General features: G+C 66.2%; 15 protein-coding genes. 9 read left to right on the top strand and 6 right to left on the bottom strand.

Annotation, left to right across the window (positions count from 1 at the left end; translation table 11 throughout):
• Positions 1-218 precede the first annotated feature (218 nt).
• From PD284_RS06770 to PD284_RS06745, 6 genes are all read left to right on the top strand, one after another.
• On the top strand, positions 219-1,706 hold the full coding sequence (locus PD284_RS06770; RefSeq protein ID WP_274630560.1) for a carboxypeptidase M32: 1,488 nt from the start codon (positions 219-221) through the stop codon (positions 1,704-1,706).
• A 111-nt stretch (positions 1,707-1,817) separates the two neighbouring features.
• Positions 1,818-2,837: a 2-dehydropantoate 2-reductase gene (locus PD284_RS06765; RefSeq protein ID WP_274627450.1), complete on the top strand. Its 1,020-nt coding sequence runs from the start codon at positions 1,818-1,820 to the stop codon at positions 2,835-2,837.
• A gap of 38 nt (positions 2,838-2,875) precedes the next feature.
• Entirely contained in the window at positions 2,876-4,528 is a 1,653-nt protein-coding gene (locus PD284_RS06760; protein WP_274627449.1) for an FAD-binding dehydrogenase, read from the top strand.
• A gap of 2 nt (positions 4,529-4,530) precedes the next feature.
• Positions 4,531-5,679, top strand: a complete 1,149-nt coding sequence (locus PD284_RS06755; RefSeq protein WP_274627448.1) for an amidohydrolase — start codon at positions 4,531-4,533, stop codon at positions 5,677-5,679.
• Positions 5,680-5,801: 122 nt separating this feature from the next.
• Positions 5,802-6,071, top strand: a complete 270-nt coding sequence (locus PD284_RS06750; RefSeq protein ID WP_274627447.1) for a hypothetical protein — start codon at positions 5,802-5,804, stop codon at positions 6,069-6,071.
• A 6-nt stretch (positions 6,072-6,077) separates the two neighbouring features.
• Positions 6,078-6,530: a type II toxin-antitoxin system VapC family toxin gene (locus PD284_RS06745; protein WP_274627446.1), complete on the top strand. Its 453-nt coding sequence runs from the start codon at positions 6,078-6,080 to the stop codon at positions 6,528-6,530.
• On the opposite strand, the gene PD284_RS06740 is transcribed toward PD284_RS06745, so the two are convergent.
• Complete coding sequence (locus PD284_RS06740) at positions 6,511-8,316, bottom strand: ABC transporter transmembrane domain-containing protein (RefSeq protein WP_274627445.1); 1,806 nt, start codon at positions 8,314-8,316, stop codon at positions 6,511-6,513. The genes PD284_RS06745 and PD284_RS06740 overlap by 20 nt on opposite strands.
• 194 nt (positions 8,317-8,510) lie before the next feature.
• Here PD284_RS06740 and rpmE point away from each other — a divergent pair, with 194 nt between their 5' ends.
• Positions 8,511-8,732 (top strand): 50S ribosomal protein L31, encoded by a 222-nt coding sequence (gene rpmE / locus PD284_RS06735; RefSeq protein ID WP_274627444.1) that lies wholly within the window; start codon positions 8,511-8,513, stop codon positions 8,730-8,732.
• Between the two features lie 64 nt (positions 8,733-8,796).
• On the opposite strand, the gene PD284_RS06730 is transcribed toward rpmE, so the two are convergent.
• On the bottom strand, positions 8,797-9,252 hold the full coding sequence (locus PD284_RS06730; RefSeq protein ID WP_274627443.1) for a cyclic nucleotide-binding domain-containing protein: 456 nt from the start codon (positions 9,250-9,252) through the stop codon (positions 8,797-8,799).
• 316 nt (positions 9,253-9,568) lie between these two features.
• Entirely contained in the window at positions 9,569-10,252 is a 684-nt protein-coding gene (locus PD284_RS06725; RefSeq protein WP_274627442.1) for a response regulator transcription factor, read from the bottom strand.
• Between the two features lie 157 nt (positions 10,253-10,409).
• Between PD284_RS06725 and PD284_RS06720 the strand changes: the two genes are divergently transcribed.
• Positions 10,410-10,931 carry a L,D-transpeptidase family protein gene (locus tag PD284_RS06720; RefSeq protein WP_274627441.1) on the top strand — a complete coding sequence of 174 codons (522 nt, stop codon included), beginning with the start codon at positions 10,410-10,412 and terminating at the stop codon, positions 10,929-10,931.
• Positions 10,932-11,171: 240 nt separating this feature from the next.
• Here the strand turns inward: PD284_RS06720 and PD284_RS06715 are convergent, their stop codons facing one another.
• Positions 11,172-11,366 carry a hypothetical protein gene (locus tag PD284_RS06715; protein WP_274627440.1) on the bottom strand — a complete coding sequence of 65 codons (195 nt, stop codon included), beginning with the start codon at positions 11,364-11,366 and terminating at the stop codon, positions 11,172-11,174.
• Positions 11,367-11,516: 150 nt separating this feature from the next.
• Between PD284_RS06715 and gcvA the strand changes: the two genes are divergently transcribed.
• Positions 11,517-12,455, top strand: a complete 939-nt coding sequence (gcvA, locus tag PD284_RS06710; RefSeq protein WP_274627439.1) for a transcriptional regulator GcvA — start codon at positions 11,517-11,519, stop codon at positions 12,453-12,455.
• Between the two features lie 9 nt (positions 12,456-12,464).
• On the opposite strand, the gene PD284_RS06705 is transcribed toward gcvA, so the two are convergent.
• Together PD284_RS06705 and PD284_RS06700 are read right to left on the bottom strand one after the other, a co-directional pair.
• Positions 12,465-13,121: a class I SAM-dependent methyltransferase gene (locus PD284_RS06705; protein ID WP_274627438.1), complete on the bottom strand. Its 657-nt coding sequence runs from the start codon at positions 13,119-13,121 to the stop codon at positions 12,465-12,467.
• Positions 13,118-13,549, bottom strand: a complete 432-nt coding sequence (locus tag PD284_RS06700; protein ID WP_274627437.1) for an EVE domain-containing protein — start codon at positions 13,547-13,549, stop codon at positions 13,118-13,120. The genes PD284_RS06705 and PD284_RS06700 overlap by 4 nt, the downstream gene beginning before the upstream one ends.
• Positions 13,550-13,555: the final 6 nt, after the last annotated feature.

Below are 13,555 nucleotides of genomic sequence, written 5' to 3'. Positions count from 1 at the left end.
GCGGTTTATTTCACTGGCTCTGGCGGATCACGCGAATGTTAGCCACGACGGCAACGCACGCCTCACCCCGCGAGCGGTCGCCGGCCGATGGCATCTCGCAGGCGCAGCACCAAGAGGATCTTCCTGTCGACGGAGGCCGCGCCATGGAAACTGACCCCGCGCTTGCCAAGCTGCCTGACATCGTGTCCTCTCCGACCGAACTGCCTATCGGAGGTCCCATGTCCTTCCAGAAACTCGACGAACTTTGCCGCAAGCTCGAAGCGCTGGAGCATGCCCTCTCAATCCTCGGCGCCGACGAGGCGACCCACATGGCTGTCGGCGGCGGCGAGAAGCGCGCCGAGGCGATGGCCGTGCTGGCCGGGATGCACCACCGCCAGGCCACTGCACCCGAGATCGCCGACTGGATCGAGGCTGCCCGCGGCGAAGCGCTTGACGACGAGCAGTCCGCCGCGCTGCGCGAGTTCGAGCGCCAGTACGTCAACATGACCTGCCTGCCGTCCGAGTTCGTCGAGTGCCAGACCAACGCGCGCATGCGCTGCGAGCAGCTTTGGCGCGAGCTTCGGTCGAAGCGCGACTGGAGAGGCTTCCTGCCGGCGCTGGACGGCGTCGTCGCGCTGGTTCGCGAGGAAGCCGACCTCAGGGCCGAGAAGCTCGGCCTCAATCCCTACGACGCCCTCATGGAACAGTACGATCCGGGCAACCGCGCAGCCGACATCGCACCGGTCTTCGACAAGTTGAAGGCCTTCCTGAAGGATTTTGTGCCGCTTGCGCTTGCCGTGCAGGAGGAGCGCCAGGCGAAGCGGCCCTTGCGGTCACTTTCCGGCCAGTATCCCGTCGAGCGTCAGCGTGCGCTCGGCCTTGCGATGATGGAAGCGGTCGGCTTCGACGTCGGCCACGGCAGCCTGTCCGTGTCGCACCATCCGTTCTGCGGCGGCGTGCCGACCGACGTGCGCATCACCACCCGCTACCGCACCACGGAGTTCCTTTCCTCCCTCATGGGCGTGCTCCACGAGACCGGCCATGCGCTCTATGAACAGAACCTGCCGCAGAAACGGGCTCACTGGCCGCTCGGCCGTGCGCGCGGCATGGCCGTGCACGAGAGCCAGAGCCTGTTCGTCGAGAAGCAGCTCGGTCGCAATCCGGCCTTCTGGCGCTGGGCGCTCCCCATGGTCGAGACGCATCTCGGCGAGGCCTGGAGCCTCGAGGACATCCTTCCGCACGTGCATCGCGTCGCACGCGGGCTCATCCGTGTCGACGCGGACGAGGTGACCTATCCGCTGCACGTCATCCTGCGCTTCGAGCTGGAGCGTGAGCTGATCTCCGGCAGCATGACGACGACCGACATCCCCGAAGCGTGGGACGCCAAGATGAAGGAATATCTGACGCTCACCACCATCGACAACCCGGCCGACGGGCCGATGCAGGACGTGCACTGGCCGGGCGCGGCTTTTGGCTACTTCCCCTCCTACACGCTGGGCGCGATGATGGCGGCCCAGCAGTGGGCCGCGCTTGCGAGACATCACCCCGGCGTCAACGACGAGATCGCCGAAGGCAGGTTCGAAACCGTCAACGACTGGCGGCGCGAAAGGATCTGGTCGCAGGGCTCTCGCTGGTCCACCCCTGAGCTGATGGAGCGGGCGACCGGCGAGCCGCTAAACGCGACCTATTTCATGGAGCATCTGAAGGCCCGGTACGGCGCGCTCTGAACGCCGCCTCCGGCCGCCCGAATTTGACCTCGGGCTCGCCAGAGGGCAGCCTGCGGCTCGATGTGTCGAGCCTCGGGTTGAGCCCGATGAGGCCGGATGAGGGGAATCGCGATGGAAAAGGCGCCGCTCATCGCCGTCTTCGGCGCCGGCAGCATCGGCTGCTATGTCGGCGGCCGACTCGCCGCTGCCGGAGCGCGGGTGCGCTTCATCGGGCGCGAGCGCATGGCGAAGCAGGTCGCCACGGAAGGCCTGCGCCTCACGGACCATCTGGGCGCCGACCGGCGCGTGCCGCCAGGCGAGGTCGATTACCGCACCGACCCCGCCGCACTGGGCGACGCCGACCTCGTCCTGGTCACGGTCAAGGCCGGCGACACGGAAGCGGCGGCAGCTTCGGTCGCACGATACGCGCCGGGCAAGGCCCTCGTCGTCAGCTTCCAGAACGGCATCGGCAACGAGGAGATCCTGCGCAGGGCCCTCCCTGGCCGCACCGTGCTCGGCGGCATGGTGCCGTTCAACGTCGTCCAGCTTCCCGGCTCCACGTTCAAGCAGGCGAGCGGCGGCGCGCTGGACGTGGAAAAGAGCGACGCCCTCGCTCCGTTCCTTGCAGCCTTCGAAGCCGCTGGCCTGCCTCTCCACCAGCACGCCGAGTTCCGCCCGATCCAGTGGGGCAAGCTCCTGCTCAACCTCAACAATGCCATCAGCGGCCTCTCCGCCCTCCCCTTGCGCGAGGAGCTGTCGCAGCGCGCCTATCGGCGGTGCCTGGCGTTGGCGCAGCGCGAGGCGCTGGCGGCAATGAAGGCAGCCGGCATCCGCCCCGCCAAACTCACCCCGCTGCCGCCTTCCTTGGTGCCCTGGCTTCTGGAATTGCCTGACTGGCTGTTCCTGCGGCTGGCCAGCAACATGCTGGCGATCGACCCTGCCGCCCGCTCCTCCATGATCGATGCGCTCGACAGCGGCCGCAGGACCGACGTCGACTGGCTGAACGGCGAGATCGTGCGCCTGGCGGAACGGAACGGAGTGCCGGCCTCCGTCAACCGTCGGCTGGTCGAGCTCATCCACGAATCCGTCGCCGGCCCGCGCCGGCGCTGGAGCGGCGATGACCTTCTGCGGGAATTGCGCGCCGCCCGCTAGCCGCTAAACTCCACCTTGAGGACGAGGGGGAGGATGCGTTGGCCGAACATGCGGACGCCATCATCGTCGGCGGCGGGCTTGCGGGCCTCGTCGCCGCGGCAGAGCTCGGCGACGCCGGCAAGCGCGTCATCCTGCTCGAACAGGAGGGCCAGAACGCGCTCGGCGGGCAGGCATTCTGGTCGCTCGGCGGCCTCTTCCTCGTCGACAGCCCCGAGCAGCGCCGCATGCGCATCCGGGACAGTCGCGAACTGGCCCTGCAGGATTGGATGGGTTCGGCGCAGTTCGACCGCGCCGAGGATTTCTGGCCGCGCAAAGTTGCCGAGGCCTATGTCGACTTCGCCGCCGGCGAGATGCGCGGCTGGCTCCACTCCATGGGCATGCGCTGGTTCCCGGTCGTCGGCTGGGCCGAGCGTGGCGGCGGGCTGGCGACCGGCCACGGCAACTCGGTCCCTCGCTTCCACCTGATCTGGGGCACCGGTCCCGGCGTGCTCGAGCCGTTCATCCGGCGTGTCCGCGCCCATGTCGAAGCCGGCCGCATCGTGCTCAAATTCCGGCACCGGGCGAGCCGGCTCATCAAGACCAACGGCGCCGTCACCGGCGTCACCGGCGAGGTCCTTGAGCCGACGACCGTCGAGCGCGGACAGCAGTCGAGCCGCACCGTGGCCGGCGAGTTCGAGTTCTGGGCAGACGCCGTGCTCGTCACCTCCGGCGGCATCGGCGGCGATCACGAACTGGTGCGCAGGAACTGGCCGGTGGAGCGGCTTGGCCCGGCCCCGAAGCGGATGATTTCCGGCGTGCCCCATCATGTCGACGGCCGCATGATCGGCATCGCCGAGCAGGCCGGCGCCGCGATCATCAATGCCGACCGCATGTGGCACTACACGGAGGGCGTCGAGAACTGGTCGCCGATCTGGCCGAACCACGGCATCCGCATCCTGCCCGGCCCCTCGTCGCTCTGGTTCGATGCGCTGGGAAGGCGGCTCGAGCCGCCCTTCATGCCCGGCTTCGACACGCTCGGCACGCTGAAGCGCATCCTGTCGACCGGCCACGACTATTCCTGGTTCATCCTCACCCACGCCATCATCAGGAAGGAGTTCGCGCTGTCAGGCTCCGAGCAGAACCCGGACATGACCTCGAAGAGCTGGCTCGCCGTGCTGAAGAGCCGCCGCGGGGCCGGCGCGCCCCCGCCCGTTCGCGCCTTCATGGAGAAAGGCCCGGACTTCATCGTCCGGTCCGACCTCGGCGAACTCGTCGCGGAAATGAACAGGCTCGCCGGCAACGACCTGCTCGATCCGTCCGCCATTCGCGCGCAGATCGAGGCGCGGGACCGAGAGATCGCAAATCCGTTCTCCAAGGATGCCCAGGTGACCGCGATCCGCGGGGCTCGCTCCTACCTCGGCGACCGCCTCGTGCGTACGGCCAAGCCGCACCGCATCCTCGATCCCGCCAACGGCCCGCTGATCGCCGTGCGTCTCAACATCCTCACCCGCAAGACGCTTGGCGGTCTCCACACCAATCTCGACGGCCAGGTTCTCGATGCAGCGGGTGAGCCAGTGCCTGGCCTTTACGCCGCTGGCGAAGTCGCGGGCTTTGGCGGCGGCGGCTATCACGGCTACAATGCACTGGAAGGCACTTTTCTCGGCGGCTGCATCTTTTCCGGCCGCAATGCAGGACGAAAGGCAGCGAAGTAACAATGCACCTATCGAACAGCGACATCGCGGAATTGACCGCGTGGCGGCGTCGGCTCCACCAGATGCCGGAAATCTCCGGCGAGGAAGCAGAGACGGCCGCGGCGGTCGTACGTTTCATCGCCGACACCAACCCGGAAAAAGTCCTCACCGGTTTGGGCGGACACGGCGTCGCCGTCGTCTATGACGGACGCGAGCCCGGACCGACCGTGCTCCTGCGCTCCGAACTTGACGCGCTGCCCATCGAGGAGATCTCCGACCTTCCGCATCGCAGCCTCGTGCCCGGCAAGTCGCATATGTGCGGGCATGAGGGCCACACGACCATCCTTGCGGCCGTGGCGAGGCAGCTTGGCCGGCAGCGTCCGGCGAAAGGGCGCGTCGTCCTGATGTTCCAGCCGGCCGAGGAAACGGGAGCGGGCGCCGCCGGCGTGGTCGCCGACCCGCGCTATGACGAAATCGCGCCCGACTTCGCCTTCTCGCTGCATAACCTTCCCGGCGTGCCGCTGGGCCACGTTCGGCTGAAGGCGGGCGTCGTGAACTGCGCTTCCCGCGGCATGAGGGTCGTGCTCACCGGAAAGACGGCCCACTCGTCCCTGCCGCATACCGGCGTCTCGCCCATGCCCGCCGTCAGCAAGCTCATGCCCATGCTTGCGGGCCTCGGGGGCGGCGATTTTTCGTCGGACGATTTCGCCATGGCGACCGTCACCCACGCGACCATGGGCGAACCCGTGTTCGGCATCGCCCCCGGTCGCGCCGAAGTGTGGGCGACGCTCAGGACGCGTCAGGACGAGCGCATGGCAGACCTCGTCGCCGCCGCGGAGGGCATGGCGCGCGATGCGGCCGCGGAATTCGGCCTTGCCTGCTCCATCGACTATCACGAGATCTTCGTCGCCAGCCTGAACGCCCCCGAGGCCGTCGACCACCTGCGGGCAGCACTCGACGCCGAAGGCGTGCCCCACGACGAGAGCGGATTGCCGATGGTCGCATCCGAGGACTTTGGCACGTTCGGACACGGGGCGAAGTCGGCGATGTTCTTCCTCGGCGCCGGCGAACGGCACCCTGCGCTTCACAATCCCGACTACGATTTTCCCGACGACCTCATCCCGATCGGGGCCAAGGTGTTCCTGCGCGTCGTGCGGAACATGCTGGGATAGGCACTGCGCCGCCGTCGCACTTTTTCAAGCCCAGCGGCGGCCGCCTTGGATCACCCCAGAGGCGCAGTCCTTGTTGCCGAGCAGCTGTTTTCATACTACTTCTTATGAAAAGGAGCCATGTCGTGGGCATCGACGGTCCCAAACAGCGCGCAACCTATTCAATTGATGGTGCCGTCAAGGAAACGCTCGATGAACGGGTGCCAAAGAGCGCGCGGTCGGCGTTCGTTGAACGGGCCATTGCGGATGCCCTCCGCCGCGACGCGGTGCATCGTCTGCGCGAGATACTGGACAAGGCGAAAGGTAGTTCGACCGGCGGTGAAGACAGCGTCGAGCTGCTGCGTCGGTTGCGCAGGGAACGTAATGAATACCTGACCGAGCGGCACCGGACATAGCGCGCCTTGCTGGTTCTGGACGCATCCGTTCTGGTGAAGCTGTTTCGCGACGAGGAGGACAGCGGGATTGCCCGATGCCTCGTCAACACCTCTGCAGAATGCGGCATTTCCACTATCGCACCGTCAATCGTGATGCTGGAGACCCTCTCGGTTGCCCTCCACTACGAAGTGGCGTTCGACGTCTTCCTCGAGATGGTCGGCGCTATGCGGCAGGTCGGATTTCGTCTCGTGGAGCCGACCGCGGCGGACTGGAAGAAGGCCGAGATGATCGCGACGACCACGACCGGCGGTTCGCGTCCCCCTTCGCTCCAGGACAGCCTCTACCACGCGCTGGCTTTGAGCCGGCGCAGGACGCTCGTCACAGCCGACCAAAAATACTTCCACAAGGCGCAGCGCCTTGGGAGCATTCTGATGCTCCGCGATTGGGAAAGGGCCGCCCCTACTCCGCCGCCTTCGTAAACCCACTGGCCCCGTCGGCGAACTGCAGCTTGGCCAGCCGCGCATAGATGCCGCCCTTGACGACAAGGCTCTGGTGCGTGCCTTCCTCGACGATCCGCCCCTCGTCCATGACCAGGATGCGGTCGGCCTTCAGCACCGTCGCCAGGCGGTGCGCGATGACCAGCGTGGTGCGGTGCTGCATGAGTTCTTCCAGCGCCTGCTGCACCAGCATCTCGCTCTCGGCGTCGAGCGCGGAGGTCGCTTCGTCGAGCAGCAGGATCGGCGCGTCGCGCAGCACCGCGCGTGCGATCGCGATGCGCTGCCGCTGGCCGCCGGAAAGGATCGTGCCACGTTCGCCGACCGGCGTCTGGTAGCCCTCCGGCAACTCACGGATGAAATCCGCCGCATGCGCGGTCTCGGCTGCCCGCCGGATGTCCGCCTCATTCGCGCCGGGTCGGCCAAAGGCTATGTTGTCGCCCACGCTGGCGGCGAAGATGGTGACGTCCTGCGGAACCACCGCCATGCGGCGGCGCGCCTCGCGCGGATCGGCCTCCCTGAGGTCCACGCCGTCGACGGTCACCGATCCCGACACCGGATCGTAGTAGCGCAGGAGCAGCGAGAAGATCGTCGTCTTGCCGGCGCCGGAGGGGCCGACGATGGCCACCGTCTCGCCCGGCTCGATCCTGAAGCTCAGCCCATGCAGCGCCGATCGGTCGGGTTGGGCGGCATAGGAGAAGGAGACGTCGCGGAACTCGACCGCGCCGCGCGCCGGCGACGGCAGCGCGCGCGGATGGGCCGGCGCGATAATGTCGGACTTCTCGTCCAAAAGTTCGGTCAGCCGCTCGGCGGCCCCTGACGCGAGGCTGAGGTCCCCCCAGACCTCCGACAGCGATCCCAGCGATCCGGCCGCCAGGATCGCGTAGATCAGGTACTGGCCCAGCGTGCCCGCCGTCATCGCGCCCGAGAGCACGTCGCGCGACCCGAACCAGAGAACGCCCACCACCGACGCGAAGATGGTGAAGATGGCGAAGAAGGTCAGCACGGCCCGCGCCAGCGTCGAGGCCCGCGCCGTGGCGAACGCGCTCTCGACCGCCGAGGCGAAGCGGCTCACCGTCAGCGGCTCGTTGGTGAAGGCCTGAAGCGTGCGCACCGAGCCGATCTGCTCGCTGGCATAGGCGGTCGCGTCGGCCAGCATGTCTTGCGCGTGGCGGGAGCGCTTGCGCACGTTGCGGCCGAAGCCCACCAGCGGCAGCACGATGATCGGGATCGCGGCAATCGCGATCGCCGAAAGCTTCGGGCTCGTCCAGATCATCATGCCGAGCGCGCCGACGCTGAAGATGGAATTGCGCAGCGCCAGCGACGCGGTCGCTCCCACCGCCGACTTGATCTGCGTGGTGTCGGCGGCCAGCCGGGAAACGATCTCGCCAGACAGCGAGCGGTCGAAGAAGGCTGGCGAGAGCGTGACGACATGCGCGAACACGTCGCGCCTGATGTCGGCCACGACGCGCTCGCCGAGCGTAATGACGAAGTAGTAGCGGCAGGCCGAAGCGAAGGCGAGCAGCGCCGCCATCCCCACCAGCATGGTGAAGTAATTGGCGATGAAGGTCGAATCCGCAGCCGAGAAGCCGTGGTCGATCATGCGGCGCACCGCGAGCGGCAGCGACAGCGTGGTGGCGGCGGAGAGCAGGAGGAACACGACCGCGGCGATCGCCGTGGCGCGATACCGCATCACATAAGGAAACAGGTTGCGCAGTGGCTTGAGCGACCGCCTCCGGCTACGGTCCTCGTTCGTCTGCACTTCAGCCATCTTTACGTCCTGTGGCGCTCGACAGGGAAATTGCCCCGGAAGCGGCCCTTGTGCTTGAAATTCGGCTGATGTATAGGCCAGCCAACCTTCGAAGCCGTAGCGATATCCGCTGCGGCCTTCAAGTTTTGAGCATGGGTGACATCGCCGCAGGGTGGCGTGACCGGGCCCAGCACCCCAACTGCAGGATTTGAGCGATGAAAGAGAAGATCCATCCCGACTACCACATGATCAAGATCGTCATGACCGACGGCACCGAGTACATGACGCGCTCGACGTACGGCAAGGAAGGCGACACGCTGAATCTCGACATCGACCCGACCACGCACCCGGCCTGGACCGGCGGTCAGCAGCAGCTGGTCGACCGTGGCGGCCGCCTGTCGAAGTTCAAGAACAAGTTCGCCAACCTCGGCATCTGAGCCGTTCCGGCGACCCGACAAAACCCCGCTTCGGCGGGGTTTTTCTTTGCCTGAGGCCAGGCCCTTACCTTCCAATGCGCGGCGACAGCCCCTCGATCCGCCTCACCATCTCCTGCAGATCCTCGGCGATGCGTGTGTGCAACAGGGCGGCCAGATCGGGGTATTCTTCCAGCATCCGCCGGAAATGCTTGCGGCGCAGCCGCATCAAGGTGGCTTCGGTGCGCACCTCCGCGCTGGTCAGCCAGTGCGTGCTGGCAATCAGCGCCAGTTCACCCAGCAGCGCGCCGGCCGTGGCGACGCCCATCTCCACGCGCTCGCCGTCGCGTTCGCGGTAGAGGCCAATCTGACCCGACACCACAACAAAGGCCGAATCCGCCTCAGCGCCCTCATGATACAGCATGCGTCCCGCGGCAGGATGCAGCGCCTCGGCGCCGAAGGCCAGCAACCGAAGTTGCTCCGGCGAGAAGCCTTGGAAGAGCCTGACGCCCGACAGGATGCGGACGTCGTCATCCAGCGCCATGGACCGCGACCCGATCGAGGCGGCGCCGGGGCGCGCGAAAGCAGGGGCGTTCCGAGCGGCCGCACGCAATTTCGGCGGGCCGATCCGTGCGATCGTTCCCGCCCTCATTCGTAGCCCGTCTCGCCGCCCCCGAAGCAGAACAGACCCTTTGAATGCGGATCATGGTCCGTGTCCCCGGTTCATGCTGCCGATTCTTCCCCTCGGCAGCAGCAATCTGGCGCAATATGGTTAAGAGGCTATACCGAATTCTCCGGCAATGGCGAGAACCAATGATCGATGGCGCGAAAAGAGCGCCACCGATCAGTGCCGGCGCGCCTCACGGGATCAGCTTGTAGCCGCCGCTTTCGGTCACCAGGATCTCGGCGTTGGAGGGATCGCGCTCGATCTTCTGGCGCAGGCGGTAGACATGCGTCTCCAGCGTGTGCGTGGTGACGCCGGAATTGTACCCCCACACCTCCTCCAAAAGGATGTCGCGCGTCACCACCTTGTGATCGGCGCGGTAGAGATACTTGATGATCGACGCCTCCTTCTCGGTGAGCCTGATCTTGCTGCCGCGCTGGTCGATCAACAGCTTCTGGCTCGGCTTGAAAGTGTAAGGACCGACGGTGAAGGTTGCGTCCTCGCTCTGCTCGTGCTGGCGCAGCTGGGCACGAATGCGCGCCAGCAGCACCGCGAAGCGGAACGGCTTGGTCACATAATCGTTGGCGCCCGCCTCGAGGCCGAGGATGGTGTCGGAATCGGTGTCATGCCCCGTCAGCATGATGATCGGCGCCTTGTAGCCGCCCTTGCGCAAGAGCTTCACCGCCTCGCGCCCGTCCATGTCGGGCAGGCCGACATCCATGATCAGGAGGTCGATCAATCCGTTGCGCGCCGTGGCGATGCCCTTTGTCGCATTCGGTTCCTGGAGCACGTCGAACTCCTCGTAGAGCGCCAACTGTTCGACCAGCGTGCTGCGCAGATCGTCGTCGTCGTCGACAATCAGGATGGTTCGTGAGGTCATTGGCAATCCGTTGTTCTCAAATGAAAATTCATGTTGACGCTGCCGCCTTTATGCGGAACCTGCGGTTCTCCGATAGCTTTTCACGGCGATTTGTTCGGCGGTGCGATCATACTCCAAAAATAGTGAACGCAAGCCGTCCCGGCCAGTCCCGCACGGCATGATTGCCAATATCGTGGTGCGCACCCGGCCCGGAGACCGCACCAAGGGGCTGATGAATGTCGATGGGATCGTGTTTCCCTGCGCGCTTGGCCGCGGCGGCGTGACCGCGAAGAAGCGTGAGGGCGACGGCGGCACGCCGCTCGCCCGCATGCGCATTCTCGGCGGCTACCATCGCCGCGACCATTTTGCGGCGCATTCGTCGGGCTTGAAGCTCAAGCCCATTACGCCGACGCTTGGGTGGTGCGAGGTCCCTAACGACCGCAACTACAATCGCCCGGTCAGGATGCCCTATGCGGTCAGCCACGAGCGCATGCTCAGGGACGACCGCCTCTATGACGCCTGCCTGGTGCTCGACTGGAATATCCGCCCGCGACTGCGCGGCCGCGGCAGCGCGATCTTCTTCCACCTCGCCCGCCCCGGCTTCACGCCGACGCAAGGCTGCGTCGCGGTCACCTCGCAGGTGATGGCGCGCCTCCTGCCGCGGCTGTCGACGCGGACCGTGCTGACGGTGAAGGGGTAGAGGGTCGGCCGGCGCCTCGCGTCGGCCCTTCCAACATCGTCATCCTCGGGCAAGCGAAGCGAAGCGCGACCCGAGGATCCATGCCATGACGTCAAAACGACAGTGCCGGTCCAAGACCTGCACCGTTGGCCGATTGCTGCTCGGTCATGGGATGGGTCCTCGGATGTTCGCCTTCGCTATGCTCCGGCTTCGCCCGAGGATGACGAATGTGGAAGGTACAGCGCCAGTTGCGTTGGCGCCCTACCTCAACCCCATCGAGCCCAGTTGGTGCAGGTCGATCCTCGCGAGATCGGCCACGATCTGGGATGTGACGTGGTGCCTTTTGACGCCAACGTCCCGCAGCCGCTCGTTGCTCAAGCACTCGATCGGATTGATGGGCGCGTTGCAACCGCCGCGCAGGCGCAGCCATCCGCTCATCTTGCGTGCAAAAGACACGTGGCGGGCGTTTTCCTGAGGCGATGCGGTAAATGCGGACACGATCGTGACCTTTCAATCCTCTTTCACGCCGCCAATACTAGGTGATTGAAGAAACGCGGGAAAACGAGTAGTTTTCACTCTATCTGATACAATAATTTGAAGATCGCCATGTCGTCACATGTTCCTGGAACGCGGGCATTGCGGGTCTTCACGGCGGCGGCGCGCCATCTGAACTTCAGCCGCGCGGCCGACGAGCTCGGCCTGACGCCGGCCGCCGTGAGCCATCAGATCAAGGAATTCGAGGAGCAGCTGGGCGTTGCGCTGTTCACCCGCAGCAGCCGCACCATGCGGCTGACGGAGGCCGGCGCCGTGCTTCACGACGCCTCTACCGACGCTCTGCAGACGCTTGCCCGCGCCGTCACCCGCGCCAGGAAGTTGTCGCGCGGGGTGATGCAGCTAAAGCTCAGCCTTGATCCCACCTTCGCCTCGAAATGGATGATGCCGAAGCTGGAGCGCTTCCGCAGGACGCATCCCGGTGTCGACCTGCGTTTCGACATCGCCTTCGAGGTCCGCGAGTTCGACCAGGACGACATCGACGTCGCCATCCGCTTCGGCGCAGGCAAGTATCCCGGTCTCGCCGCGCACCGGTTGTTCGAGAACATCATTATCCCGGTCTGCAGCCCGCGGCTGCTGAGCTCCGGTCCGCCGCTCACCGAGCCGCGCGACCTCTTGCGGCACACGCTGGTGCATATCGAGTGGTCCAGGCAGGGCGTGACCTGGCCGAACTGGCGCATGTGGATGGCGGCTGCCGGCGTCGAGGACTTCGACCCCGAGCGCTGCGTGCTCTTCAAGGAGTCCTCGCACGTCATCCAGGCGGCGATCGAAGGCAACGTGGTGGCGCTGTGCGATTTCTCCATGGTGGCCAACGATTTGTCGGCCGGGCGACTCGTACGTCCCTTCGAGCTCGGCATCAGGGTGTCGGAAGAATTCGCCTATCATCTCGTCTACCCGCAGGAGACGGCGAGCGATCCGAGAATCGTGGCGTTCCGGGAATGGCTGCTGGGCGAGGTCCACAATCCGGAGATGGACCCGACGCTCGGAGCATAGGCGCAGGCGCTACAGGAAGCGCCAGACCACCGTCCGCTTGACCTCCGCATCCTCGAGCGCGCGCGTCACCGGAACCCGGTATTCGGCGAGCTGCTCCAGCCGGTCCTTCGGCAGGTAGGCGCGGCCGGGATCGCCCACGATGATCTCGCAGCCCCGCTGCCTGAGCCGCGTGAACCAGGGCACCAGCCGGTCCACGATGTCGCGCTGGTAAAAAATGTCGCCGGCCAGCAGCACGTCCCATCCGGCGTCGGTATCCACCAGGTCGGCGATCATCGGCTGCAGCGTCACGCAGTTGGCCGCGGCGTTGAGCCGGATCGCCGCCTCGCAGAACGGGTCGATGTCGGCCGCCGTCACCGAGGCCGCGCCCGCCATCGCCGCGGCGATGCCCACCAGCCCGGATCCGGTCGCGAAGTCGAGCGCTGTCTTGCCGCGCACGCTGTCCGGACGGTCGAGCAGGTATCGCGCCAGCCCCTGCCCGCCTGCCCAGGCAAATGCCCAGAAGGGCGGCGGCAGGCCGATCTCGGCCAGTTCTTCCTCGGTGCGCTGCCACAGCTCATGCGCCTCGTCGGCGAGGTGCAGCCGCACCTCCGGCACATGCGGAGGCGCGGTCAGCGACGTGTTGGCGAGGATGAAGCGCTCTGCCTCGGCGGGTTGGAGCCGGTTCAAGGCGCAGGAACGAGCTCCGCCATCCGGCAGACTTCCTTCCACTCGTCAGGGGTCACCGGCTGCACCGAAAGCCGTCCCAGCCGCACCAGCGCCATTTCCGAGAGTTTCGGATTGGCCTTGACGTCGGCAAGCGAAACCGGCTTCGGCACCGGCTTGTAGGCCCGGATGTCGACGCACTCCCAGCGCGGGTCGTCGGTGGTGGTATCCGGATGCGCCAGCGCGCAGACCTCGGCGATGCCGACGATCTCCAGCCCTTCGTTGGAGTGGTAGAAGAAGCCGAGATCGCCGATCTGCATGGCGCGCATGTTGTTGCGCGCCGCATAGTTGCGGACGCCGTCCCACTGCTCGCCCTTTTCTCCCTTCGACCTCAACTGATCGAAGGAGAAGACCGAGGGCTCCGACTTGAACAGCCAGTAGTTCTTCGACATTTGCGG

Source organism: Mesorhizobium shangrilense (assembly GCF_028826155.1).
Classification (GTDB): Bacteria; Pseudomonadota; Alphaproteobacteria; order Rhizobiales; family Rhizobiaceae; genus Arvimicrobium; species Arvimicrobium flavum.
This window is presented reverse-complemented; position numbering and strand designations above follow the sequence as displayed.

What these genes read in the sequence shown, in the direction of transcription:
- PD284_RS06770 (WP_274630560.1), top strand. Translation starts at nt 219, where the DNA reads ATGTCCTTCCAGAAACTCGACGAACTTTGCCGCAAGCTCGAAGCGCTG.
- PD284_RS06765 (WP_274627450.1), top strand. Translation starts at nt 1,818, where the DNA reads ATGGAAAAGGCGCCGCTCATCGCCGTCTTCGGCGCCGGCAGCATCGGC.
- PD284_RS06755 (WP_274627448.1), top strand. Translation starts at nt 4,531, where the DNA reads ATGCACCTATCGAACAGCGACATCGCGGAATTGACCGCGTGGCGGCGT.
- PD284_RS06740 (WP_274627445.1), bottom strand. Translation starts at nt 8,316, where the DNA reads ATGGCTGAAGTGCAGACGAACGAGGACCGTAGCCGGAGGCGGTCGCTC.
- rpmE (WP_274627444.1), top strand. Translation starts at nt 8,511, where the DNA reads ATGAAAGAGAAGATCCATCCCGACTACCACATGATCAAGATCGTCATG.
- PD284_RS06730 (WP_274627443.1), bottom strand. Translation starts at nt 9,252, where the DNA reads ATGGCGCTGGATGACGACGTCCGCATCCTGTCGGGCGTCAGGCTCTTC.
- PD284_RS06725 (WP_274627442.1), bottom strand. Translation starts at nt 10,252, where the DNA reads ATGACCTCACGAACCATCCTGATTGTCGACGACGACGACGATCTGCGC.
- PD284_RS06720 (WP_274627441.1), top strand. Translation starts at nt 10,410, where the DNA reads ATGATTGCCAATATCGTGGTGCGCACCCGGCCCGGAGACCGCACCAAG.
- gcvA (WP_274627439.1), top strand. Translation starts at nt 11,517, where the DNA reads ATGTCGTCACATGTTCCTGGAACGCGGGCATTGCGGGTCTTCACGGCG.
- PD284_RS06700 (WP_274627437.1), bottom strand. Translation starts at nt 13,549, where the DNA reads ATGTCGAAGAACTACTGGCTGTTCAAGTCGGAGCCCTCGGTCTTCTCC.